The following is a 23,478-nucleotide window of genomic DNA, read 5'->3' as shown; positions in this document are numbered from 1 at the left end:
ATCGATAGCACGAAGGCGAGGGCAATGAACAGCGTTTTCATAGTTTATTGGGGTTATTCACTTCGTAGCGATTTTACAGGGTTGAGCAACGCGGCTTTGATGCTTTGGAAGCTCACCGTGAGCAGGGCAATGCCTACGGCAAACAACCCTGCCAGGGCAAAAATCCACCAGTCGAGGGTAATCCTGGTGGCGAAGTCCTGCAACCAGCGGTGCATGGCATACCAGGCTACGGGCGAGGCCACAACAATGGCAATGCCCACCAGTTTTAGAAAATCTTTCGAAAGCAACGCCACGAGGCTGCCTACGCTGGCCCCCAACACTTTACGTACGCCAATCTCTTTGGTGCGCTGCTGCGCCGTGAACGTGGCGAGGCCCAGCAAGCCCAGACAGGCCACCAGAATGGCGATTAATGTAAAGAAGCCAAACACCTGCCCGAAGCGCTCGTCGGCGCGGTACTGCTTGTTGTAGCGTTCGTCCAGAAATGAATAAACGAACGGGTCGGTGGGGAAAAACTGCAACCACGCTTTTTGCACGGCGGCAATAGCCGGACCGGGATTGCCGTCGGCCAGTTTGATCAGCACCTGCCCGTTTACGCCGGGGTCGAGTCGGAGAATAAGCGGCTCGTAGGCTTCGCGGAGCGACTGCTGATGGAAGTCATCGACCACGCCGACAATGGTGAGCTTGTCGCCCCAGAAGTCGATTTTCTGGCCCAGCGCTTTCTGCGGGTCGGTGAAGCCCAACTGCCGGATGCCGGTGCGGTTGAAGACCACGGCGTCTTTCTCACCCAGCTTTTCGTTGAAGTTGCGCCCGGCCAGCACCGTCATGCCAAACGCGTCGATAAAGTCATAGTCGGCCCCAATGACGCGGTACTGCTTGCCGTCGGCGTCGGGGGCACCCACCAGCCGGATGCCGCCCGCGTTGAAGTCTACCTTTTCGCCGGGAACAGAACCCGCCACGGCCACCCGTTTAATAACCGACTGCCCCAGCAAATACGTCTTGAATGCCTTGGTTTGGGATACCCGCGTAGAATCGTTCATGGGCTTGTCGAGCACCAGGGTCTGGGCAATGTCGATGCCCAGGTTCTGGCTGCGCATAAACTGCAATTGCCGAAACACCGTGATAGTGCCCACCAGCAGAAAAACGGAGGCCGCAAACTGCACCACCACCAGCGATTTTCTGAGGAAAACACCCTCCCTGAACGCCGAAACGCCATTTTTGAGCACCGCGATGGGGCTAAAATCAGACAGCACAAACGCCGGATAGGCCCCGGATAGCAGCGTGCCAACAACATACATCGTGCCTAGCCCCAGCCAGAAACGCCCCGACCACACAAACGCCAGCGTCAGTTGCTGATCGGTAAACTGGTTAAACAGCGGAAGAGCTACTACAATGCCCAAAAACGCCAGCACCACGGCCAGGAAGTTGAGCAGCGCCGACTCGATCATAAACTGCCCGATCAACTGACTGCGGTACGACCCTACGGCCTTGCGTACGCCCACTTCCTTGGCCCGGCCAATGGCGCGGGCTGTGGCCAGGTTGACGTAGTTGATCCAGGCAATGGCGATGATGAAAAAGGCCACACACAGCAGCACATACACCGAGTTGCCGTCGCCGTTGGGGGTGGCCTCCATCATGTAATGCGAATAGAGGTGGATATCGGGCAGCGGCTGCAGCCGCAGGGCAAGACCATCGTTGGTCTTTGGGTCGTGTTGTTTGCTGGCTATTAGGAAAGCCGGGAATTTGGCCGCGAGCTTGTCGGGATCTGCATCGGGTCGCAGCAGCAGGTAAGTCAGGCACCCGTCCCAGTTCCAGGTGTTGTCGAAGTTTTTATTGGGTTCATTTTTGGGATTAAACAGCCGCTGAAACGTGCTGAACGACATGAGGTAATCGGCGGCCAGGTGTGAGTTTTTGGGGAAGTCCTGATACACGCCCGTTATCCTGATCGGAAATTCGCGCTCGATGGTGATCACCTGTCCCAGTGGGTTCTTTGTGCCAAACAACCGCTTCGCCAGCGAAACCGAAATCACGCCCGTGTTGGGGTCGGTGAGGGCCGTTTTGGCGTTGCCGCTCAGCAGCGAATAGGAGAAGACGCTGAAAAACGACGGCGTAACGAATGCGCCCTGCTCTACTTTATACTTACGGTCGTTGGCTTCCAGCAGTAGCTTGTTGCGAATGTAGACACGGGTGTAATCGTCTACTTCCTGGAAAGCGGCCTTCAGGTGATTGCCCACCGCAAAGGGGCCACCCGCCCATTCGGTCGAGAGCACGCCTTTTTCATAGCGTTCGGCTTTAACCCGAAAAATACGGTCAGCGTGATGGTGGAACCGGTCGTAGCTCCGTTCAAAGGCCACGTATTGAATAATGAGCAGCGTAGCCGCCATGCCCATCGCCAGCCCGCCAATGTTGATAGCTGAGTACGCCTTGTTGTTGACCAGGTTGCGAAAGGCGATTTTGAGGTAGTTGCGTAGCATGGGAATAAGTGGTGAACGATGAGTGGTAAGTGGTAAGTGCTGCTGTTGCTTGGTCAAGTAGCATACCAAAAGGATAATCAGTTGTTAATCAACTAGTTGTGAAAAAGCTGTAAAACAAAAACTGTCCGTAAATGGACGTAAGACGTTCATTCACGGACAGTTTTTGTTCGGCGTTGCAACCCGTCAGCTCACTTCCAGCCGGTAGCCCACACCATGCACGGCTGTAATCTTCACGGTGGGGTCATCCTGGAGTAGCTTGCGGAGGCGCGAGATAAACACGTCGACGCTACGGTGGCTTACGGTGATGCCCTCATCTTCCCATACCTGTTTCAGAATATGGTCACGGTCCAGCACCTCATTGGCGTGGCCGACCAGCATTCGGAGTAGCTTGGTTTCGCGGTAGGTCAGGCTATGCTGATGTGTGCCTGATATGAGCGTCTGCCCCATCACGTCGAGGTACGACTGCCCGAATTGGAGGCGGTTGGGGTTGTCGGTGGTTTTGCCGGCAAGGGGCGCAGCAGGTGGTAGCCGCGTCTGTTGCCGCCAGCCAATCACCAGCAACCCCACCAATGCCCCCACCAGCGCCAGCAGTGGCCAGGCGTTGGTGCGTTGAGGGGTGGCGGCGGGGGGCGTGGCAAACGTGACCCGTAACACATAACAACCCGCCTGTGCCAACCGACCCCTACAGGGAACTGTCTGATTGTCAGTTAAATCAGTAACGCTATAGCCCAGTTGCAGCGCACCCGTGGCGCAGTTCAGCACGGCCACGTCATACGGGTCTGTAATCTGATGCACCCGAAACGAGGCCTGTAACAGCCCCGGCAGGCGGTCATAATCGAAGGCATGGTCGAGCCGGAGGCGGTAGGTCTGGGCGTTGGATTGCTCCACCGCTGCAATGGTCGACGTTGAATCGCCTGCCGCCCGGAGCAGGTGGTGGGCCGTGCGGCGCAGGGCCAAATTGACTTTTTCCGACGAACGCCCCCCGGTCGTAACCGGGGTCGTACTGGTGAGCTGCACAAAAAGCAGCCCCAACGCCCCCGTCAGCAAGCCGACGAGCAGCAGCCGAAACGTGGCGTTGGGGCGAATAGGGCGTTGCATGGGTGGTGCGGCCCGTTAACAGCCGTCTTTTTTGGGTTTCATCACCAGCCAGTTGATGGCCTTGATCTTGATAACGGCGTTGGGCACTACCTGCTCTTCACTGACGGGCACGGCGCTCAGCACCAGTTCATCGCCAAACTGAACAGACGGCCACAGGTCGCCTAGTTGCAGCGAATAGACGGGCTTTGCTTCGCCAGACCATTGCTTCACCACCACGTTGGCGCGGCGGACCATCACCCGGAAGGCCATAGGCTTGTTGTATTTGGGCAGGTCGGGATCGCCCTGAATGATGGCCAGCACCCCCGGCGTTCCAAACTCGACCGAGGCCTCGGCGAGGGGTTGCCCGTTCAGCGTGACGGGGCTGCAATAGAGCGTGGGTTGCAGGTGGGCGCTACCGAATTTGGTGAGCACCACTAAAGCGGAAATAAGCAGGTACGTCTTCATGCTGGTTTGGTTTATTACTGTACTACGATTTCGTTATGGGGTAGGGCATAGTGGTTGTCTACGGTCAGCAGCACAATGTGGTCACCTTTCTTACAGGCGGTGAGCACGTCCTGCACGGGCAGTTGCTTATACGTCTCGCCTGAAAACAGGTGCAACGTACCGGTGGCTTTATCACGGATAGCCACCTTGAAATCGATCTTGTCGACAGCCTTGGCTTGGGTAGAGGAGAGTTCAACCGTCTGTACGGTGAGTAACCCCGTAGCTTTCCCCGACAGTTGGCAGTGCGCCTTCGGCGTATAAGAATCGACCACCATCTTGTTGCCCACAAAGGCAGCGGCACAATTGGTAAATGGCTGCTGGGCAATGGCCAACGTTGTGAGGCATACCCCGGCGGCAAGCAGTGGCGATAACAGGCTTTTTTTCATAGCGTTAGCTGTTCTGGTTTGGTAACGAAGCAAAGCTATGCGCTGCGCTACATACCATAGGCAAATAACAGGTAAAACAATGTAAAGGAAATGTAAAAGTGCGTAAGTTGCTGATTGTGAAGGGGATATTTGCCTTATAAAATGACTGCTCGAACTATCTAAGCACAATTGTCCACTTATTTCGTTATTTGTGCAGTTAATAAACAGGCCGATCTATTATGCAACCATCAAAGCTTAGTGTCCTACAACTCGATCTGCTGAAAGTCTACTCTTTTCAGCCCAGCGAAGAAGACCTGCTGGCTATTCGTCAATTATTAGCAAACTATTTCTCGGCTAAACTTATCAGCAAAGTACAAGAGTCTGTCGATGAAAAAGGGATCACAGAGGCAACTCTCGACCAGTGGCTGAATGAATAAGCTACGGCTAATACTAGACACCAACGTATTTTTTTACGATGCATTTGGGCAATAGTGTAAGGAAGTACTCGCCCCATAAATTTTCTACAATTCTTATTCAGGAAGGCTTTTACGCTCCGCATCATTCTATTTTTTCAGCAGGCGTTTTAGCCCCTCAATAACGGCCAGATAGGCTTCATCACGGTATGCCCATTTGCTGCTGACAATCCAACGTATTCCCTTTTCAACGCTATTATCACCAGTTTCATAATGCTTAGGTAAGCCTTGCACGGGCGCAATGAGCGTTTCGTCGAAGTCGCAAGGGCGGAGGAAAATAGGCACGAATTTCTCAGCCATTCTGGGTAGCTCCTGGTCCCAGATGTACGACGAGTTCATGAAGTCAGGGCTGATGAGCGCCAGCACCAGATCGGCGCGGTCAATTTCGTCTTTGATACGCTTATCCCAGTCTTCGCCTGGCGTAATCTCCATATCATGCCAAGTTTCTACATACTGACCGCGTTTAAGGGCGGCAAAGTGAACATCTAACTCCCGACGGTATTGGGCATCGGCGTGGGCGTAAGAGAAGAAAATGCGTTTGGGCATGGTGTTTTGGCTGTTTAGGAGTGGATAGAATAGCGCAGGAATAGGTAATACCTCGCCCGCTGAACACTTCATTAGTTTCTGCCCGTTTCTCAGAGTTTTAAGCAAGTCTTCTACAGAGAAAAATTGCTTATCATTAACCGAAAATCGTATCTGCTTGATGAAAGCGGGCTTTTCGTGTTGCTCAAACCAATATGATAAGCCAGAGTCCAATATATCTGACTTCGTCTTCTCAGGCAATAAGAGCTTTGGCGAGTTGGGTGAGATAAACTGATGCACCCGGCCAAAGAAGTCGAGAATTTCGGTCAACATTTGAATACGCACTTCTACGGGGCCATCAACGTGTATGTACAGTTTTGCTTGCATTTCTGATATCTCTCCACCCAGTAATGGCCGCTGTAAGCGTACCATTACCGTGCAGTCTTGCTCATAGTAAATGATGCCGTAACGCCAGTAGTGCGGTTTTTGGGTCGCTGTTGCGGTAGCTTTTTGAGTAATAAAATGCGTAATGCGCCAGAAGGGGATGTAATGTTCATATTGCACTACAAGTGTGATCGGAAGCAGGCTTTTCAGGTAGTGCTCTAACGGTTGATTGGGTAGATACTGTGGTACCACATAACGCCCAAGTACGTCAGGTTTCTCAAAAATGAGTTGGTATTCTTGCAAGAGTGTTATGAACAACGTCGGTAGCCATTCCTTTTCATCAGTATGTACCTCGCTGGCATCAATAGCCTGATCCAGATCGTGCAGGGTGAATTCGCCATCACCCTGCGCCATGCTATCGCGCCCCAGCATACTAAAAATAAATTTGGCCCATCGGCTGGGATTGACAATTATGTAGTTGGCCACATCTGCTATGTTAGGATACCAAAGCAGTTCACCGGCAGCCTTTAACACCGTCAAGGTCGAGTCGTAATTACTCTCGCCAGCTTGCTTCAGCGTGTCGTTTTCGAGACATTGGGCATCAAAATCGGCCCGTAGCAATACTATTCGTTTTTGCTTTCGCAATCGGGGTAGCACCTCGTCACGCACAGCAATAATCTCATAGTTAGACGGAGTGGCCTTCTCAGCAAGCGCCTCTATCTTACGGTCTAAGCGTTGCCGAAAATAGTCCCATTCGACCTTCCAGCGGCTTTTTGCATTTCTAGCTTCCTGAATGCTAAGGTAGAATTGCCCATCGGCGTCAGTATTGTAAAGAATCACATGATTGCTATTTGTCCATTCACGAGGAGCTTCATCAGCTCGACTTTGAATGCTCCAAATAGACATATTATGGTCGATTTGGCCGTCTGTGAAATAGTCGATGTTGCCCAGCCAATAGCCTAGGGGTAGGTGCTGGCTTTGCTCCACTACCTGCGGATGCCATAGCACGAGATAGAGCGCGCGATTATCGAGATAAAGGTTATGAGTAGCGTGGTAGAAATCTTGCCCACCGAAGTCAAAGCATGTAATCCGGTAGGCAACGCCATTAATGCGCGGTGACCAAACTGCGACATTGAGACCGTCGGTGCTGGCTGAATTAGATTCGTAGGCTTGCTCCAGTAGCCGATTAAGTAATTGACTCTTCCCCGCCCGGGTGTTACCCATTAGAATTAGTTTCAATGACCGGTTCGGCTCTGTGCGGCTCAACGCGTCATGCTGCTTCTGGAAATAATCAATTAGTCCTTCAGTATCTCTCTCTAATCCTTCTGGGATACCAGGAACTCCCCTATCAAGCCATAAGCGTACCAAGTGTGGGTTGTTACGAAGCACCTGGCCAATCACTGCGCCATCCTCAATGTGCATACCACTTAGGTTAATGACACGTAGCTGAGTTAGGCCGATTAATGGAGTTAGATCTGTAATACTGGTTTTTATTAAGTACAGGACCCATAGCCGGGCCAGCTTGGCTAATGGGCTGATATCAGTAATGGCTGTATTACTTAGATATAACTTTTCAAGCTGAGTCAGATTGGCTAATGGGCCAATATCAGTGATGCCTGTACTACTTATGTCCAAGATCCGTAACCGGATCAATCCGACAAGTTCGCTTAAATCAGTAATGCCTGTATCATTTAGGTATAGCTTTTGTAACTGAGTCAGTTCAGCTAGTGCGCTTACATTGGTGATACCTGTGTTACTTAGATATAGCTCTCGAAGGATATGCTTAAATGTACGTATCCTCTCTAAATCAGATGTTTCTAATTGGTTTGGTACTCCATTGTTTGCTGTTTTTTCCCACCCTTTCTCCTGTTGGTAGTAGAAGCTTGCCAGGTTCAATTTTTCCAACTTGGTCAACATGAACAGTTCCTCTGGCAACTCGGTTAAACCACAATTTCCTAGATCAACAAAGGTCGCATTTTCGGCGTAGGCTTTTTCAATAATGGCGATGGCTTCGCGGGGTGTAGACATGTGCGGGTAGGGGGCATTGTATCTCTCTAAGCTACGGGAAAAGACGTTTCTATTAGTCGTCTAGTTGCAGAATCAAATGCCTAGAGATTAAAGATTAGAAAATTTGACGGCAACCCTACGGCGCTTATCGCTGTCTCCTGTTCCCGGACAGGCATTGTCCGAAATCGTACACACATCGGTGGTGAAAAGGCCCTGAACGTACTCAATAGGCTTTTTTTGACGTTGGCACTTGGTTTGTTTAGCAAAATTGTAACTAATCATCCTTGCCTGCCGAAACCATGCGTAGAGCCTTTCTGGGAGAGTTTGAAGAAATCATACTGCTGGTGGTGGCGGCCTGCCCTACCGAGGCCTACGGCGTTAATGTCTGGGAAGATGTGCAGCAGCAAACGGGCCGCGCCATCACCATGAGCGCCGTACACACCACCCTCTACCGGCTGGAAGAAAAAGGCTACCTGTCGTCGGTGCTGGGCGGGGCCACGGCCGAGCGGGGCGGACGGCGCAAACGCTTTTTTACGCTAACGGCACTGGGTGTGAGGGCTTTGCAGGACATTCAGGCGGTACGTGACCGGCTCTGGCACGCCATTCCACAAGACAAGTTTCAACTCATTGTTGGCTAACCCGTTTCTCCACGCTATGACCAACGGAACAAACCCACCCCACCCGAACCGTCGGACCGCCGCCCCCCAATGGGCCGACCGGCTACTGACGTGGTGTTGCGCGCCCCACCTCCTCGAAGATGTGCAGGGCGATCTGCACGAGGTATTTCAGAAGCGGCTGACCCAGGTCGGACCCGCCAAAGCCCGACGCGAGTTTGTCGTGGCCGTACTATACCACCTCACGCCCTTTTTTGTCAGACGAAAAAAAACCGTTCTCCGCCCTGGCCAATACCCATCACCCTCCTCACTCAACCCCGACATGCTACGCAACTACATCACCATCGCGCTCCGGACGCTGGCCCACAACAAAGCCTATTCGGTCATTAATATCGTTGGCCTGAGCATCGGGCTGGCGGCGGCTATGCTCATTATTCTCTATACCAAAGACGAAGTGAGCTACGACCGGTTTCATGCCAATGTCCCCCGCCTATACCGCATCACCAGCCGCGAACTATCGTCGGCGGGTAAGGTAGAAAACAGGCAGGGCAACACCGGCCTGTTGCAGGGCCCCAAGTTTGCAGCTAGTGTGCCTGAGATACAGTCGTTTGTGCGGTATAAAGAAGACCGGCACGACATGAAACTGGGCACCGACATCGTCAGTCAGACCGTGTTTGTGGCCGACACCAGTTTTTTTTCGGTCTTCACGTTTCCGCTGCTGAGCGGTAATCCCCGAACGGCCCTGCAACAGCCCCATTCGGTGGTGATCTCGGAAGAAATGGCCATGAAACAGTTTGGCACTATCGACGCGCTGGGCAAGACCATTTCGTTTAAACTGGCCTTCGGTAATGGTGAGGCGTTTGAGCCGTATACCGTGATGGGCGTGGCCCAGCAAACACCCCTGAATTCATCTATTCGGTTTGATGTACTCATGCCCATGGTGGTAACAGCCCAGGAGATGACTAACCCCGAAAACTGGTTCAATATTTTCGAAAACACCTTTGTGCTACTTACGCCGGGTGCTAACCTTCAGGCTGTTGAGGCGAAGATGAATCAGATCTACCGGGCCGATGCCGCGTCGGCGATTAAGATGATGGCCGAAAAGTTTAGCTTCAAAAGTAAGGTAGAGTACGCTCTTCAGCCGTTCACGGCTATGCACCTGAGTCAGGACCTGCGCGCCGACAATGGCCTTGTTGGCGGAAGCAACCCGTTGTTTTCGTACATCCTGACGGGCATTGCCCTGTTTATTCTGCTCATTGCCTGCATCAATTTTGTGAACCTGACCGTGGCGCGGTCACTGAAGCGGGCTAAGGAAATTGGCGTGCGGAAGGTGGTGGGCAGCGGGCAGTTGCAACTAACGGTACAGTTTCTGGGCGAATCGTTTCTGCTGTGTTTCGGGGCCTTTGTGCTGGCGCTGGTACTGGTGCAACTGGTGCTGCCTACGTTCAATTTGCTGGCCAACAAATCGCTGGCGTTGGCCTACCTGTTCGACGCCCGGCTGGTGCTGGGCTATGTGGCGTTGTTTCTGCTGACGGGACTTTTGGCGGGGTTTTATCCGGCCCTGGTGCTGTCGCGCTACAATCCCGTTCAGACGCTCTACAACCGGGTCAGCCTGTCGGGCAAGAACTACCTGCAACAGTCGCTGGTGGTGGTGCAGTTTGCACTGGCGTCGTTTCTGGTCATTGCCACCCTGACGATCTATTCGCAGTTTAACTATCTGACTACCAAGAATTTGGGGTACGATGACAAAGACGTGGTGAGCATCGAGAAATCGGGGTTGACCCGGCGTGAAGCCAAACTGCTGCGCGATGAACTGCTGAAAAACCCGAACATTGTGGGCGTGGCTCCTAAAAATGGCGGGCAGTGGGGCACCGTGGCCAAGGTCAACGGCGGTACGGAGATTAATTTCACCTACGAAACCATCGACCCCACGTACCTGCCGCTGCTGAAGATTCCCGTTCGGCAGGGGCGCAACTTCTCGCCTGATTTCCCCGCCGATTCCACCCAATCGGTGCTGGTAAACGAACGGTTTGTGAAGCAGGCGGGCTGGAAAAATCCCATTGGGCAGCCCGTTGATTTCTGGTATAACAAGGGCGAAAAATACACGGTAGTGGGCGTGGTGAAAGACCATCATTTCAACGGGCTGAGTCAGGAAATTGGGCCACAACTGTTTACTACCAAGCCGGGCAATCAGTATGGCAAAGCCTTCATCAAGATCAGGCCCAACACCGCCTCGGCCAGCCTGCAACACATCGAGCGTACGTTTAAACGGCTGTTTCCGATCAACCCGTACGCTTTTTCGTTTGTCGACGAAGACAACCTGAAACGTTATGAGGCAGAAGCCAAATGGAAGCAGATCATGTTGTTCGGGGCCATCCTGACCATCTTTATCTCCTGCATTGGCCTTTTCGGGCTGGCTACGCTCTCGGCCGAACGGCGCACCAAAGAAATCGGCATCCGTAAAGTGCTCGGCGCGTCGGTGACGAGCATCATTCAACTCCTCTCGTCCGATTTCCTGAAGCTGGTCGTGCTTTCGTTTGTGGTGGCTTTCCCGGCGGCCTGGTACGCCATGCGGCAGTGGCTCCAAAACTACCCCTATCGGATCGACATCAGCGTCTGGACGTTTGTGATTGCCGCTCTGTTGGCCCTGCTGATTGCCTTCGCCACGGTGAGCTTCCAGAGCATCCGAACAGCCCTGACCAATCCGATCAGGAGCTTGCGGAGCGAGTAGGGGGGCTACTTACTCCGCAACGCCTTCACCGGGTTCATCAGGGCGGCGCGGATGCTCTGATAGCTCACCGTGACCAAGGCAATACCCACCGCCAACGCCCCCGTCAGGGCAAAGCCACACCACTCGCTATCGACACGGTAGGCGAAGTACTGGAGCCAGCGGTATAGCTCACCATGCCAACGGCGAAGCGATCAGTAGGGCCAGTAAATACGTTGACCAATCGCTACATTGGGCAGCATGTAACTGCTTGCTGTTGACCTACACATTCCGCTGGCGATGAGGAGGTAACTCTGAGGCATAAACCGGCACGTATCTAGTTGAGGTTTTGGGGTACGTATTAGTTTAGTAGTCAAATTGTTACTGTGTATTGAGGTTAGACGGGCCTTTAGTGAACACCCACTAGATAGGCTAACTCGCTGCCGATTACGAAGTCGAATTTGTACTCATTGAAAAACTTGCGACATTTCTGTTAGCTGAACCCTATGCACACGATGGTCTAAGCTGGCAAGTATGGCTGTACGCTTTTTGCTCCTGCTTTGTTTTCACTTTTGTACAGTAGATGCACCGTTGTTGGCTCAGTCAGCCGTACAAAAGGCTGTGGATCGGCAACTCGACCGGGCTAAAAAACTCACCTCTTCCCAACCCGAACAGGCGTTGACAGCCGCCCGCTCTGCCCTGTCGCTGGCGCAGAAAAACCAGCTGACCTTGTCGGAAGGCAAAGCCTACCAGCGGCTGACCCGCATCTATGCTGAACGGGACGACTACGTCAGTGCCCTTGATGCAGCCAAAGCTGGGCTTTCAATTTTTCATAAGTTGGGCGAGCAGGAGGAGATTTGCCGGTCATACCTCGCCGTGGGCATCGTCAACCGATACATGAAGCTGTATGACGCGAGTATCGAAGCGAACCTGCAAGCCCAGAAGATCGCGGAGGCGCGGCAGGACACGGGCATGCTTGGGTCTATCTATGGCAACCTGGGGAATGTGTACTTCGACAAAAAAGAGTACGACCAGTCTTTACAATTAGGCCTGAAGGCGCTGACCATCCAAACGGCTCAGCGCGACACGCAGGCGATGAGCAATACGTTTCATAACCTGGCGAGAGTCTACCGCATTCGCCGGGAGTTCGGCAAAGCACTTGCCTTCTACAACAAATCGCTGGCTATCGACCTAAAAAACGACAATCAACTGAATATCAGCGGCTCTTACCTGGATTTAGCCCTGCTTTTCAGAGACATGGGCGATTTTCGGCAAGCCTTACAGTATTCACAACGGGCACTAGCTATCGCCAAACGAATCGAATCCAAAAATATTCAGCAGCAGGTTCTGGCTAATTTGCCCTTGATTTATGGTGTGTTGGGGAAGCCTAAAGAAGCCGTCGCAGCCCAAGAGCAGTACCAATACCTAACCGATAGTTTGCAGTCGGCGGAGTTGTCGAAGCAGATTGCCGACATGCAGGCGCGGTATCAGGGCGAACAGAAAGACCGCGAACTGGGTGTTCAGAAACTTCGCCTGGCGACCCAACAGGCGTCGCTCAGTCAGCAACACACGCTGATTGTTGCGCTGGTTGCTCTGGCTTTACTGGCCGGGTTGATTGGCTACCTGCTGTTTAACCGGTACAAGCTTCAGCAACGGAATCAGCAGCTTTCGCTGGAAAACGAGCAGTACCATCTTTCGCGCAGTCTGCAACTCCGGCAGGATATCGACGGAACGATCAACTACTTCGCCACGTCGCTCTACGGCAAAAACACGGTAGACGAAATCCTGTGGGACGTGGCCAAAAACTGCATTGCCCGGCTGGGCTTCGTGGATTGCGTGATTTACCTGCTCAACGACGAACAAACGGCCCTCATTCAGAAAGCCGCCTACGGCAACAAAAACCCGGAAGCCTACGCCATCTTCAACCCAATCGAGATTCCGCTCGGTACGGGCATCGTCGGGACGGTGGCCGTAACGGGTAAGCCCGAAACCATTGCCGACACCACGCAGGACCCGCGCTACATTGTGGATGACGAGGTACGTTACGCCGAACTGGCCGTACCGCTGCTGCTCCAAAATAAGGTCATTGGCGTGATCGACTCGGAACACCCCCAGAAAGGCTTTTTTCAGGAACACCACCGGGAGGCCCTGCAAACCATTGCGGCCATCTGTAGTAGCAAAATTGCCCAGGTGCTGGCCGATGAGGCCGCCAAAGAAGCCAAAATCCTGCAAATTGAAGCAGATTACATCAAGAAACTCGACCGGGTGAAGTCGCAGTTTTTTGCTAACATCTCACACGAGTTCCGAACGCCCCTGCAACTCATTCTGGCACCACTACAGAAACGGAAAGCCATTAGCCCAGAGGAAACCCGCATGATGGAACGGAACGCTAACCGGCTGCTTCGGTTGGTGAACCAGCTGCTAGATCTGGCAAAGGCCGAAATGGGTCAGCTTACATTACGAATGCGAACAGATGATGTGATCGAGTTCATCAGCCAACTGGCTCATTCGTTCTGGTCACTGGCCGACAACAAGGAAGTGCGCTACGTTGTCGACCTGCCAGCCGTGAAACTGGATGTGCCGTTTGACCGGGATAAACTGGAAAAAATCATCTACAACCTCCTGGCGAATGCTATCAAATTCACGCCGACGGGGGGCAGCGTTAGCTTTCGGGTGGTTGTTGAACCCATGTATGGCCTCAGGATCGAGGTAGCCGACACGGGGGTGGGCATTCCTGAGCCGTTGCATGCCCGAATTTTTGACCGTTTTTACCAGGCCGACGATTCGCAGACCAGAGCTTTTGATGGAACGGGCCTGGGCCTGACACTCACCAAAGAACTGGTAGAACTGCACAAAGGCTCGATTCAGGTAGATAGCCGGGAAGGAGCGGGGAGTACGTTCGTGGTGCGGCTGCCGCTATTGATAAATGCGCTTCGATACCCAAACGTTCCTCGGGTAGATCCTGTCACCGGTACCTTTCCAGGCAGCCCTGTGTTAGCGGAGTTTTTCACCCCGGCCAATTCGCCGGAAGATCTGGCCGAAACGAGTCGCGACGACAAACCCACCCTGCTGTTGGTGGAGGATCACCCTGAGTTGAGCAATTATCTCCAGAAACAGTTGGCCGACCAGTACCGTGTTATTCAGGCGATGCAGGGCCTCGATGGGTTGCAAACCGCCCGGAAGCTTGTCCCCGACGTCATCGTATCCGACGTGATGATGCCGGTGATGGACGGTTTTTCGATGACCCGCCACCTGAAGGAAGACGACCTCACCAGCCATATTCCAGTTATTTTGCTCACGGCCAAAGACGACGTCGATTCCCGCACAGAGGGTTTTGAGGGCGGGGCTGAGCAGTATTTGGCCAAACCGTTTGCGTTGGATGAACTGGTAGCGCGCATCAGTAGCGTACTCACGCAGCGCGATTTGTTACGGAAAAAGTACAGCCGCGAGGTCGTCTTGCAACCAACCGGCGCGCCCATCCGCGACCGGGAGGCCGAGTTTCTGGAGAAGGTTATCGGCGTCATCGAACAGTACATGGCCGACGACGCCTTCAGCGTAGAAGCTCTCCAGCGCGAAATGGGCATGAGCCGGATGCAGTTGCACCGCAAGCTGAAGGCCCTCACCGACCAATCGGCCTCCGACTTTATCCGCCACATCCGGCTTCAGCGGGCCGCCGATCTGTTGCAGCAGCCCGGCATCCAGATCGCCGAGGCTGCTTACCTGTCGGGTTTCAATCACCTGTCGTATTTCTCGAAGTGCTTCAAAGAACAGTTTGGAATGCAGCCCTCCGAATTTGCCAAACAGAAAGGCGAAAAAGTTGTCAATGACTCAATATAAATTACTGCAAATCAGTAGTTTAAATTTAAAATAACACTCATGTTACATCCGTGCTAGTTTCTGGGAAATGCGTGTTAGTCCCCGCCGAAGCATCGCCGATACCTTTGTCATCGTAAGGTAATCGCCGAATCACCTGCAAGCACTCGGCAACGTTTTTCCTCTTTTTTAACCCACACACAGATGCAACGAGTAACCGTAGTAACCGTGTTCGCATCGCTCATGATGGCGCTTTGCGGATGCGAAAACAGCTTCATTGAGCGGCAAGCCCCATCGGCACAGGCCGACGGATTTAGGCTCAACGTACCCCTGGAGGGTCCCGGCGGGTACGTACCCATCCCCGGCGGTCTGCCCTACCCGACGATTACCAAGCAGACGTTCATTCCAGAGCGTGAGCTGTTTGCCCACACCAAATGCCACACCTGGCGGATCGAATGGCCGAACTACCCGGTTGGTACAGACCCCAACAAGATTCCGACGGTGTTCACGCTGTCGAACGGTGCGCTCAACAGTTTCGATTACCTGAACGGCCAACCGGCTTCCACCACCTACAAGACCCATGTCAATCTGTACCACAACGCGCAGCTAGAAATGGCCCGAACGATGTGGGACGAACTGACCTACAATTTTGGGGCGGGCGATGAAATGGAAACCGTCTGGTTCAACAAAACCAACCACTCAGCCAAGACTATCGAGGGGTGGGTGAAAGATCGGCCAAGCCTGTTTGAAATCAACTGGGTGGATAACAACCAGGAACCCCCGGTGTATCAGCAGGGCGATATCTTCCTCTTTAAAGTGATGAAACCGATGGCTGCAAACCGCTACGGCGGTATCCGCATCGTCTCGATGACACCGCGTATCATCGAGGTGTACCTGGCCGTACCCAATAACTAAGTCGGCCAAACCGCTTCCCCGCAACGCACTAACCGTTTTGCCGGAGCAGACATCTGCTCTGGGTTGGGGGAGCTATGTCCTGAATGTTCAAATCCAAACCAATACACTTACAAATCATGCGTACCTCGTTCACACACCTTTTTGTAAAAGCCTCCTTCGTGGGCCTTCTGTTCAGCTCCAATCCACTGATGGCCCAATGGTTGTCGGCCAACGGCAACCAGTATGTACTCCCTACGGTGAAAGTAGGCGTCGGCACATCAACGCCCCAACGTAGCTTAGACGTACAGAACACGGTGGACACGTACCTGCGGGTCGGCTCAATGGGCGGGAATCAGATAGACGATCAGATAGCCGGTATTGAACTGCGGAGAAGCCTGTTCAACGGCACGGCTACGACGTGGTCAATCATCAATGAATCGACGTTCCGTATCCGGCATAACGGCAACTCTATATTGTCGATGTCACCCTCGGTGGCCCGTTTCGGTAGTGCGATCAATGACCCTACCGAATTGCACGTCTATGGTCAAAACGTGAACAGAAGCGGTAGCTCGTTCACCGGTGGGGCCTTACGGCTGTATTCGAAGGCCGGCGACAACGTGCATACGCTTTTCGTGGACGGCAATCAGATGGAAAGTACCGACCCGTTGTATCTGAACAATGAGTCAGACAAGGACATCCATCTCGCCAATGGCGGAGGGCGCGTGAAAGTCGGCACGACTGACAATGAAGCCCGGCTCAGCGTAGCGTCGGAAAGTGATATGCAACTGAAGCTGATCAATCCGGGTGGTGGCGGTGCTGCCTGGCGGATTGGCGTGGGTAACAGCAACTGGGGTGCCGGGGCCGGTAAATTGGTCTTCTCCAAAACGGCCAGTTCCAACGATGCTACGATGGTGATTACCCCCGCCGGGAACGTAGGCATCGGCCTCACAACGCCCTCCAAAACCTTGCAGGTCAACGGCACCATCAGCACGAAAATCCTCGAAATCACGGGTGGTGCCGACCTCGCTGAGCACTTCGACATCGACCCCGCCGGAACCCTGCTGCCGGGTACGGTGGTCAGCATCGACCCCAACAAGCCGGGGCAACTGCGGGTAGCGAATGCCGCCTACGACAAAACGGTAGCCGGTATCGTGAGCGGGGCGGGCGACGTGCAGCCCGGTATGCTGATGGGGCAGGTCGGTACGCTCGCCAGCGGGCAGCACCCCGTGGCCCTGACAGGGCGGGTCTATTGCCGGGTCGATGCGCAGTACGGGGCCATTTGTCCCGGCGACCTGCTCACCACCTCGCCCACAGCAGGCCATGCCATGAAGGCGTCGGACGGCGGGCGGGCACAGGGGGCCATCCTCGGCAAGGCCATGACGACGCTGGAAGCAGGCAAAGGGTTGGTGCTGGTGTTGGTGAGTCTTCAATAAGGTACGTTAACCACACAGCAACCATGAATCCAATCAAACTCTTGCTCTTCATTCTGCTCTGCCCGGTCGGTGTGCCGGTGCTGGCTCAGAAAATAGTACCGCATTCGTTCCGGTATCAGGTAGATACGTCAGGCCGCGACCAACTCCGTTTCCTGACGCAGGTAACGCAGCCCAACACAACCTTTCTGCGGCTGTATTTTGCGGGTACGCAACTCGGCGAAGGCAGTTATCTAGTGCTCGAAGGCACCGATGGCACCCGGCAGGAACTCAGAAAGCAGGACCTTGAAAACTGGCGGTACAGCTCGGCCTACTTCAATGGCCAATCCGTAAATGTATCGCTGTTCGAGGCCCCCGGCGACCGCAACACGGTTACGGTCAGTGGCATGAAGGTAAGCGATGAATCGGACCGTCTGGCCAGAAATGGCCGTCAGGCAGCGCCCACACAGCCGGGGGCGCGGCAGGCGGTTTCCATCCCGGAGAGCCTCACCGAAACGTACCCGTATGCCAAAGCAGTAGGTCGGTTTACCAACGGTACGGATTCGTACGGCACGGGCTGGATCGCACCAAATGGAGCCATTGTGACGGCTTACAGGATGTATGACTATTATTTTTACCCCGATCCTTATGACGTCATCGAGTTCAATGTGCCGCCCTCACTCGGCGGCACAGTCATGCACCCGGCACCCCAGGATCAGTATCCACTGAAAAACCGAAATCTGCCTCGTTCGAGCTTGGTATACTTTAAAGACGAGCCCAAAGCTTCAGGTCATTTTTTTTGGTACGGTTGGGTGATTTTTGAACCGCTGCCCAACGGCACTGGCCTGCGGCCCGGCGAACGCCAGCAGGAATACTTTCGCATTGCTGAGAATCCTGGCAATTTCACCATCGACGCGAAGGGGAGCGGGAATATACCGGTAGATATTTTTCATTACGGAAACGTTAACGGGGACAATCTGGAGGGTCGAACCATCTATCGAACCTTGCAGCTACTGGAAACGTCGCTGTTGAAGCAGAACGAGTACCTTGAAGCGGGCGGAAACGGCGACCGCGACCGGTTTCTGCTTTATAACACGCCACTTTTCATAGGTAGCGACGATGGTGCCCCTGTCACCTACGCAGGGTCGAACGTGGCGATTGGGATACACAACGAGCAAGCCGGCGTCATTTCTGGGTTTGGCTTTCCGGGCCACGGCTTAGGCTTTCGGGATGAAGCATTTCGGAATGAGGTAAGCGATTTCTATGCATCCAACTCCGTTTACGTAGACCCCGAAGGGCTGTATGACCCCGGTACCGGGGAGATTCACAAACCGTTTCGTACCCAGAACCAAGCAGCCACCGATGCCCCCGCCGGGGCGCAGGTGTACTTTGCCCGGGGCGAGTACTATGGGCCAGCCAACTTCAACCGGCCCATGACCCTGCGGGCACCAGTCGGCAAGGTCACGATGGGGGTACCCCTGTCTCAATTTCGGAAAGCCGCTGAATCATCCATTGCCCGAAACGTAGCGATTGCCGAAAGCATGGGCAACCAGTCGCGGCTCGAAAACCCGGAAATGGTTGCGAAGGTGCGGGCTTACCCGAATCCGTTCCGGGAGCAGACCGAAATTAAGTACCCGTTTGCAGAGGGAGGCCCCGTGTCGGTAAACATCCTCAACACGGCGGGTGTATCCGTCGCTACGTTCAACGTCAGCAGTGCCGCGTCTGGCCAGAACGGGGTGTACTGGAACGGCACCAACCAGAACGGAACGCCGGTACCGACCGGGCTGTACATTATCAGCGTGAACGACGGACGGCAGACGTTCACGACCAAAATCCTGAAGCAATAAACCAGTACACTAACAGAAAATCATGAAAACACTACTTGCAACCGTTTTGCTGGGTATCGGCCTGGCAAACGAAGCGTTCGGGCAGGCTATGTCGAACCCGTCCACGATACCACCCAAGACCCAGGTGGCGGTAATCGAATTCACGCCCGGCCCCAACGCGTCGGGAATGACCCCGGAGAGTAAGCGGCAACTTCAGGCCAGCATCGCGTTCCGGCTTATGGAGACCAAGAAGTTTAAGGTCGTGGATATCCAAAACACGCGAAGGACATCGCAAGCCGATCTGGTAGCGATAAACGGGGGGTCGACGGCCGCTGCGGTGCGAGTTGGCAAGCAACTCCGGGTCAGTTACGTGCTGACGGGGACCGTCGAAGAATACAATACGCAAGGCTCTGCCATACTCAAAACCCGGCTCGTGGAGGTGGGTACTGGAAAAGTCAAACGTGCCGACGAGCTATCGCACCAAAGCACGAAAGAAATGCGCACGGGCGGTGACGTTGAAATGAAAACGTTTGTGCTGCTGCCCATCATTCTAAAGCTGGCGGAAACGCTCGCTACGGAAGCACTTTAACCCACACCACAACCATGACGTTTCAGCAAATTCAACTCGTCAAAGATTCCTATCAGCGGGTAGCTGCTCTGCCCGCTGATGCCGTAGGGCAACTCTTCTACGGTCGGCTGTTTGGCATCGCACCGGAGGTTCGTCCGTTGTTCATTCGCACGTCGGTACCTGAGCAGTCGAAAAAGCTGCTGGCCACGTTCACCTACGTCATCACCCGGCTCGACCAGCTCGACACGGTGGTGGCTGACGTAGAAGCCCTTGCCCGCCGACATATGCACTACGGCGTTCAGGAGCACCATTACGTTGTGGTGGGGCAAGCCTTGCTCTGGACACTGGAGCAGGGCCTGGGCAGTGCCTGGACACCCGAGGTGCAGGCAGCCTGGCAGGCCTGCTACACACTGCTATCAGATACGATGCTTAACGCTGTTGTCGACCACAAGACAAACGACGACGGAAAAGTCGCGAAATCCTCACCGGCGGTGATGTTGACATGAAAACGAAAGTGCTGCTACTACTGACGCTGAAGCTGGCGGACACGCTCGGGGCGGAGGTGCTTTGGTTGTAACTGTATTGTTGCAAAAAACACAGAGACCTCGGTGAATTACCGAGGTCTTAATGCCGCGCTGAATATCGACCTAGAGTTAGCCGTTGTCTTTGCTTAACGGCTACGGTGCTACTCACTCCGTAAGCTCTTGACCGGATTCATCAGGGCGGCGCGGATGCTCTGGAAGCTCACCGTGAGCAAGGCAATGCCCACGGCCAGTACCCCCGCCAGGGCAAAGACCCACCACTCGATGGTGATCTTGTAGGCGAAGTCGGCCAGCCAGTGGTGCATGGCCCACCAGGCCAGAGGCGAGGCAATGAGGATGGCCACCAGCACGAGCCTGAGGAAGTCCCCACCCAGCAGGGCCACAATGCTGGCCACCGAAGCACCGAGTACTTTGCGTACGCCAATTTCTTTAGTGCGCTGTTCGGCGGTGAAGGTAGCCAAGCCGAATAGGCCCAGGCACGAGATCAGGATGGCAAATAAGGTGAATGCCAGTATGATGCGGCCAGTACTGATCTCGTACTGGTACAATTTCCGGTAGGTGTTGTCGAGGTACGCGTAATCGAAAGGGCGCTCTTTTTTGTAGCGGTCATACACCTGGTTGAGACCGGCCAGCGTTTGGGCGGCGGGGGCGTTGCGAGCCAGCTTGACATAGAGGTAATTCTGAGCCGTGGTGTCATGAGTGACAAAGAATGCCATTGGTCCAATGGCCCGGTGGAGAGCCGAATAATTGAAGTCTTTGACTACCCCGACTAACTCTTTGGTCATCCCGTTACCTATGTCGAGTGTCTGCCTGTAGTTTTTGGCGTTGATGCCTAGCTGCCGGGCGGCGGTCTCGTTGATGATAAGCTGCTCTCCGTGGGGTATGCCGTCTGGTGGGGGAATGGCCCATGCCAACTGCATCGTGGCTATAAACTGGTCATCAACAACAAAGGTGTTTACGCTTACTTTTCTGAGTACATCTTTGCGGATTAACTCCCAGCCATTCATGTAGTTATCATACATCACCAGCGACGATGCCGTGACTCGTTCTACGCCTGGCAACTGGCTGATGTCCTGCCGGATCGCCTTGAAATGCGTTGCCAGCCCTTCTTCCCGGTTCAGCGGGATGGTTAGCACCCGGTCACGATTCACACCGATGTCTTTGTTGAGGAAAAGATCGAGCTGTTGTTTCATGAGCATCGAGCCGATAATCAGCGCGATAGATACCACAAACTGAAACACCGTTAGCCCCGCCCGAACCCTACCCGTTGATTGCCGCGATCCCGACCGACTTTTTAAGCCAAAAACAACGGGGAAATAAGCTAGTACCAAAGCCGGGTAACCGCCCGACAACAACACGCAACAGCCAAAAAAGAAAACAGCAGGAATGACGAAAAAGCGCGTTTGTAAAAAAGAGACATCGAACTGTAGCTGCATGATGTCGGCAAAAAGGGGTAGCAGCAGCGCAAAAAGAACCATAGCCAGTACAAACGCCAGCACAATCTGCACCGTCGACTCTACATAAAACTGGGCCATGAGGCTGCTGCGTCCCGCCCCCGCCACTTTCCTGACCGACACTTCTTTGGCGCGGTTGGTGGCGCGGGCCGTGGCCAGGTTCACGTAATTAATGAGGGCTAACGCCAGCACAAACAGGGCTACAACGGCGAAAATGGTGGCACGCGCTTTTGCCGCAGGCTGATCAACAGTAAAGTGAACGTCGAACAGTGGGTACAGCTTAAAGTGGTCGTTGGTATCCTTCAGCCGTTGCTTTGGCGTGAGCACCGTTGGTATTTTGGCCAACACATTTGTCAGTGAGGCCGCTGGGTGTAGCAGAAAATACGTGTGATAAGACCCGTCGGCACCCACGCTTTCCAACTGCTCGGTTATTTCTTTGGCTGAACCAAAGCCAAATTCAGTGTATCTGGCCTTGTCAATAGCCCGGCTGGCATCGATTTGCGCCAAAAAATCGAAGTGAATACTGGAGTTAGGCGGTGGATCTTTCACAACGCCAACCACCTCGAAGCTATATTTTTTGTCATACTGAATCGTCCTGCCGATGGGGTCGGCATTTCCAAAATACTTACGGGCCATGCGCTCGGTCAGCAACACGGTGGCAGGGCGCGTTAAGGCCGTTTTTGGGTCGCCGGCCACAAAGGAGAAACTGAATAGGCGCACAAAACCAGCATCGGCGAAGCGGAAATCGGCTTCAAAGAAATGGTGCTGGTTGTCGCTCTGCACGGGCACTGAGCTTGATTGCTCATTACGAATCCGGGCCACATCGGCCACTTCCGGACAGGCGTTTTTTACGGCCTCACCAAACCGGTATGACATCCAGGGAATGGTATATGAACGGTCGCCATCGGTATGCGATAACTCGACTTTTACGATGTGGTCGCCCTGCGTATGAAACCGGTCGAAACTGTATTCATGGGCCACATACAGGACAATCAGCAGCGTAACGGTAAGGCCAGTGGCCAACCCAACAGTGCTGATGGCACTGTATACGCGGTTTTTCCACAAACTGCGGAAGGCGATCATCAGGTAGTTGCGTAGCATGGTCGTTGTGGCCGGGGTTGAATAATCAGTGGCTTGTCGGGTCAGTAGCGAGGGCTGCAATAGGCTCAATACGTCGCGTATGTAGCGCCAGCGGGCTTCGCGTACACCCACCGTGGCTAGGCGTTGCTGGAACAATTCGTCCAGATCACCGTCCATTTCCTCCAGTCGGTGTGGGCTACAAAACCAGTGTAGCAGCCGCGTGGCCCAGCGCGGTGGTTGTGGCGTTGAGGTGTTCATGATAAAGCTGGGTTAGGAATGGCGGCCCACATCTGGTTCCGCAACTGCCGGATTTCCTCCAGCGCCCGTCGGCCAGCACCCGTCATGGCGTAGAGCCGCTTACGCCGCCCGCCCCGTTCTGGCGTTGCACCACCCAGGTGCGAACTGACCAGCCCTTTTTCCTGAAGCCGACAGAGGACCGCATGTACCGCCCCCAGGTTGACCGGACGGTTCATCTGTTGCTCAATTTCCGAGACCACCGCCGCCCCGTAAGCCTCGCCTGACTGGATGGCGACGGCCAGCAATACCACTTCTTCAAACTCGCCCAGGTAGGTGCCTTTCATGGCTGTTTATTTATTATGTATATGTATAACAAATGCCTTGCCAGAATCAAAAACAGGCCCTGCTGCTAAGCTATGGCCTGTTTTGTGGCGAACGCGCCGCTTTAAGTTGTCCAGAATCGGACAGCCAGCGTAGCTGGCCGGACAACAAAAAGCACCGCCAGCCGACGGTGCTTCTCTAACTGAAATC

At 54.0% G+C, this 23,478-nt stretch carries 16 protein-coding genes and 1 pseudogene; 9 read left to right on the top strand and 8 right to left on the bottom strand.

Annotation, left to right across the window (positions count from 1 at the left end):
• Positions 1 to 53: 53 nt before the first annotated feature.
• The 4 genes from J2I48_RS07705 to J2I48_RS07690 all read right to left on the bottom strand — a co-directional run bounded on the left by J2I48_RS07705 (position 54) and on the right by J2I48_RS07690 (position 4,438).
• Entirely contained in the window at positions 54 to 2,471 is a 2,418-nt protein-coding gene (locus J2I48_RS07705) for an ABC transporter permease (protein WP_207334817.1), read from the bottom strand.
• Positions 2,472 to 2,654: 183 nt separating this feature from the next.
• Positions 2,655 to 3,569: a winged helix-turn-helix domain-containing protein gene (locus tag J2I48_RS07700; protein WP_207334816.1), complete on the bottom strand. Its 915-nt coding sequence runs from the start codon at positions 3,567 to 3,569 to the stop codon at positions 2,655 to 2,657.
• A 15-nt stretch (positions 3,570 to 3,584) separates the two neighbouring features.
• Positions 3,585 to 4,013, bottom strand: coding sequence for a hypothetical protein (locus J2I48_RS07695; protein ID WP_207334815.1), 429 nt, complete (start codon positions 4,011 to 4,013; stop codon positions 3,585 to 3,587).
• 14 nt (positions 4,014 to 4,027) lie between these two features.
• The gene (locus J2I48_RS07690) at positions 4,028 to 4,438 is read right to left on the bottom strand and encodes a hypothetical protein (RefSeq protein WP_207334814.1); all 411 of its coding nucleotides are present in this window, start codon (positions 4,436 to 4,438) and stop codon (positions 4,028 to 4,030) included.
• Between the two features lie 218 nt (positions 4,439 to 4,656).
• On the opposite strand from J2I48_RS07690, the gene J2I48_RS07685 reads away from it, so the two are divergent.
• Entirely contained in the window at positions 4,657 to 4,854 is a 198-nt protein-coding gene (locus J2I48_RS07685) for a DUF8507 family protein (protein WP_207334813.1), read from the top strand.
• A gap of 126 nt (positions 4,855 to 4,980) precedes the next feature.
• Here the strand turns inward: J2I48_RS07685 and J2I48_RS07680 are convergent, their stop codons facing one another.
• Complete coding sequence (locus J2I48_RS07680) at positions 4,981 to 7,824, bottom strand: leucine-rich repeat domain-containing protein (RefSeq protein WP_207334812.1); 2,844 nt, start codon at positions 7,822 to 7,824, stop codon at positions 4,981 to 4,983.
• A gap of 278 nt (positions 7,825 to 8,102) precedes the next feature.
• Here J2I48_RS07680 and J2I48_RS07675 point away from each other — a divergent pair, with 278 nt between their 5' ends.
• Positions 8,103 to 8,441: a PadR family transcriptional regulator gene (locus J2I48_RS07675; protein ID WP_207334811.1), complete on the top strand. Its 339-nt coding sequence runs from the start codon at positions 8,103 to 8,105 to the stop codon at positions 8,439 to 8,441.
• Positions 8,442 to 8,457: 16 nt separating this feature from the next.
• A complete protein-coding gene (locus tag J2I48_RS07670; protein ID WP_207334810.1) occupies positions 8,458 to 11,148 on the top strand; it encodes an ABC transporter permease in 2,691 nt (896 codons plus the stop codon).
• Positions 11,149 to 11,153: 5 nt separating this feature from the next.
• Here J2I48_RS07670 and J2I48_RS28645 read toward each other — a convergent pair.
• Positions 11,154 to 11,355, bottom strand: a pseudogene (locus tag J2I48_RS28645) (ABC transporter permease); the annotation flags it as partial.
• A gap of 390 nt (positions 11,356 to 11,745) precedes the next feature.
• On the opposite strand from J2I48_RS28645, the gene J2I48_RS07665 reads away from it, so the two are divergent.
• From J2I48_RS07665 to J2I48_RS07640, 6 genes are all read left to right on the top strand, one after another.
• Positions 11,746 to 14,961: an ATP-binding protein gene (locus J2I48_RS07665; protein ID WP_310587257.1), complete on the top strand. Its 3,216-nt coding sequence runs from the start codon at positions 11,746 to 11,748 to the stop codon at positions 14,959 to 14,961.
• 180 nt (positions 14,962 to 15,141) lie between these two features.
• On the top strand, positions 15,142 to 15,852 hold the full coding sequence (locus tag J2I48_RS07660) for a hypothetical protein (protein WP_207334808.1): 711 nt from the start codon (positions 15,142 to 15,144) through the stop codon (positions 15,850 to 15,852).
• Positions 15,853 to 15,968: 116 nt separating this feature from the next.
• Positions 15,969 to 17,264 (top strand): hypothetical protein, encoded by a 1,296-nt coding sequence (locus J2I48_RS07655; protein ID WP_207334807.1) that lies wholly within the window; start codon positions 15,969 to 15,971, stop codon positions 17,262 to 17,264.
• Between the two features lie 23 nt (positions 17,265 to 17,287).
• Complete coding sequence (locus J2I48_RS07650; RefSeq protein WP_207334806.1) at positions 17,288 to 19,087, top strand: T9SS type A sorting domain-containing protein; 1,800 nt, start codon at positions 17,288 to 17,290, stop codon at positions 19,085 to 19,087.
• 22 nt (positions 19,088 to 19,109) lie between these two features.
• Positions 19,110 to 19,655 (top strand): hypothetical protein, encoded by a 546-nt coding sequence (locus tag J2I48_RS07645; protein WP_207334805.1) that lies wholly within the window; start codon positions 19,110 to 19,112, stop codon positions 19,653 to 19,655.
• A gap of 14 nt (positions 19,656 to 19,669) precedes the next feature.
• Complete coding sequence (locus J2I48_RS07640) at positions 19,670 to 20,140, top strand: globin family protein (protein ID WP_207334804.1); 471 nt, start codon at positions 19,670 to 19,672, stop codon at positions 20,138 to 20,140.
• Between the two features lie 179 nt (positions 20,141 to 20,319).
• Here J2I48_RS07640 and J2I48_RS07635 read toward each other — a convergent pair whose 3' ends face one another.
• Positions 20,320 to 22,968 carry a permease prefix domain 2-containing transporter gene (locus J2I48_RS07635; protein WP_207334803.1) on the bottom strand — a complete coding sequence of 883 codons (2,649 nt, stop codon included), beginning with the start codon at positions 22,966 to 22,968 and terminating at the stop codon, positions 20,320 to 20,322.
• Positions 22,965 to 23,291: a PadR family transcriptional regulator gene (locus J2I48_RS07630; RefSeq protein WP_207334802.1), complete on the bottom strand. Its 327-nt coding sequence runs from the start codon at positions 23,289 to 23,291 to the stop codon at positions 22,965 to 22,967. Before J2I48_RS07630 ends, J2I48_RS07635 begins: the two co-directional genes overlap by 4 nt.
• Positions 23,292 to 23,478: the final 187 nt, after the last annotated feature.

Origin of the sequence: Fibrella aquatilis, assembly GCF_017353255.1 — a bacterium.
Classification (GTDB): domain Bacteria; phylum Bacteroidota; class Bacteroidia; order Cytophagales; family Spirosomataceae; genus Fibrella; species Fibrella aquatilis.
Note: the sequence above shows the minus strand (reverse complement) of the source record. Positions and strands in the feature narration are given on the sequence as shown.

What these genes read in the sequence shown, in the direction of transcription:
- J2I48_RS07700 (WP_207334816.1), bottom strand. Translation starts at nt 3,569, where the DNA reads ATGCAACGCCCTATTCGCCCCAACGCCACGTTTCGGCTGCTGCTCGTC.
- J2I48_RS07705 (WP_207334817.1), bottom strand. Translation starts at nt 2,471, where the DNA reads ATGCTACGCAACTACCTCAAAATCGCCTTTCGCAACCTGGTCAACAAC.
- J2I48_RS07675 (WP_207334811.1), top strand. Translation starts at nt 8,103, where the DNA reads ATGCGTAGAGCCTTTCTGGGAGAGTTTGAAGAAATCATACTGCTGGTG.
- J2I48_RS07680 (WP_207334812.1), bottom strand. Translation starts at nt 7,824, where the DNA reads ATGTCTACACCCCGCGAAGCCATCGCCATTATTGAAAAAGCCTACGCC.
- J2I48_RS07695 (WP_207334815.1), bottom strand. Translation starts at nt 4,013, where the DNA reads ATGAAGACGTACCTGCTTATTTCCGCTTTAGTGGTGCTCACCAAATTC.
- J2I48_RS07655 (WP_207334807.1), top strand. Translation starts at nt 15,969, where the DNA reads ATGCGTACCTCGTTCACACACCTTTTTGTAAAAGCCTCCTTCGTGGGC.
- J2I48_RS07645 (WP_207334805.1), top strand. Translation starts at nt 19,110, where the DNA reads ATGAAAACACTACTTGCAACCGTTTTGCTGGGTATCGGCCTGGCAAAC.
- J2I48_RS07670 (WP_207334810.1), top strand. Translation starts at nt 8,458, where the DNA reads ATGACCAACGGAACAAACCCACCCCACCCGAACCGTCGGACCGCCGCC.
- J2I48_RS07690 (WP_207334814.1), bottom strand. Translation starts at nt 4,438, where the DNA reads ATGAAAAAAAGCCTGTTATCGCCACTGCTTGCCGCCGGGGTATGCCTC.
- J2I48_RS07660 (WP_207334808.1), top strand. Translation starts at nt 15,142, where the DNA reads ATGCAACGAGTAACCGTAGTAACCGTGTTCGCATCGCTCATGATGGCG.
- J2I48_RS07650 (WP_207334806.1), top strand. Translation starts at nt 17,288, where the DNA reads ATGAATCCAATCAAACTCTTGCTCTTCATTCTGCTCTGCCCGGTCGGT.
- J2I48_RS07635 (WP_207334803.1), bottom strand. Translation starts at nt 22,968, where the DNA reads ATGAACACCTCAACGCCACAACCACCGCGCTGGGCCACGCGGCTGCTA.
- J2I48_RS07685 (WP_207334813.1), top strand. Translation starts at nt 4,657, where the DNA reads ATGCAACCATCAAAGCTTAGTGTCCTACAACTCGATCTGCTGAAAGTC.
- J2I48_RS07640 (WP_207334804.1), top strand. Translation starts at nt 19,670, where the DNA reads ATGACGTTTCAGCAAATTCAACTCGTCAAAGATTCCTATCAGCGGGTA.
- J2I48_RS07630 (WP_207334802.1), bottom strand. Translation starts at nt 23,291, where the DNA reads ATGAAAGGCACCTACCTGGGCGAGTTTGAAGAAGTGGTATTGCTGGCC.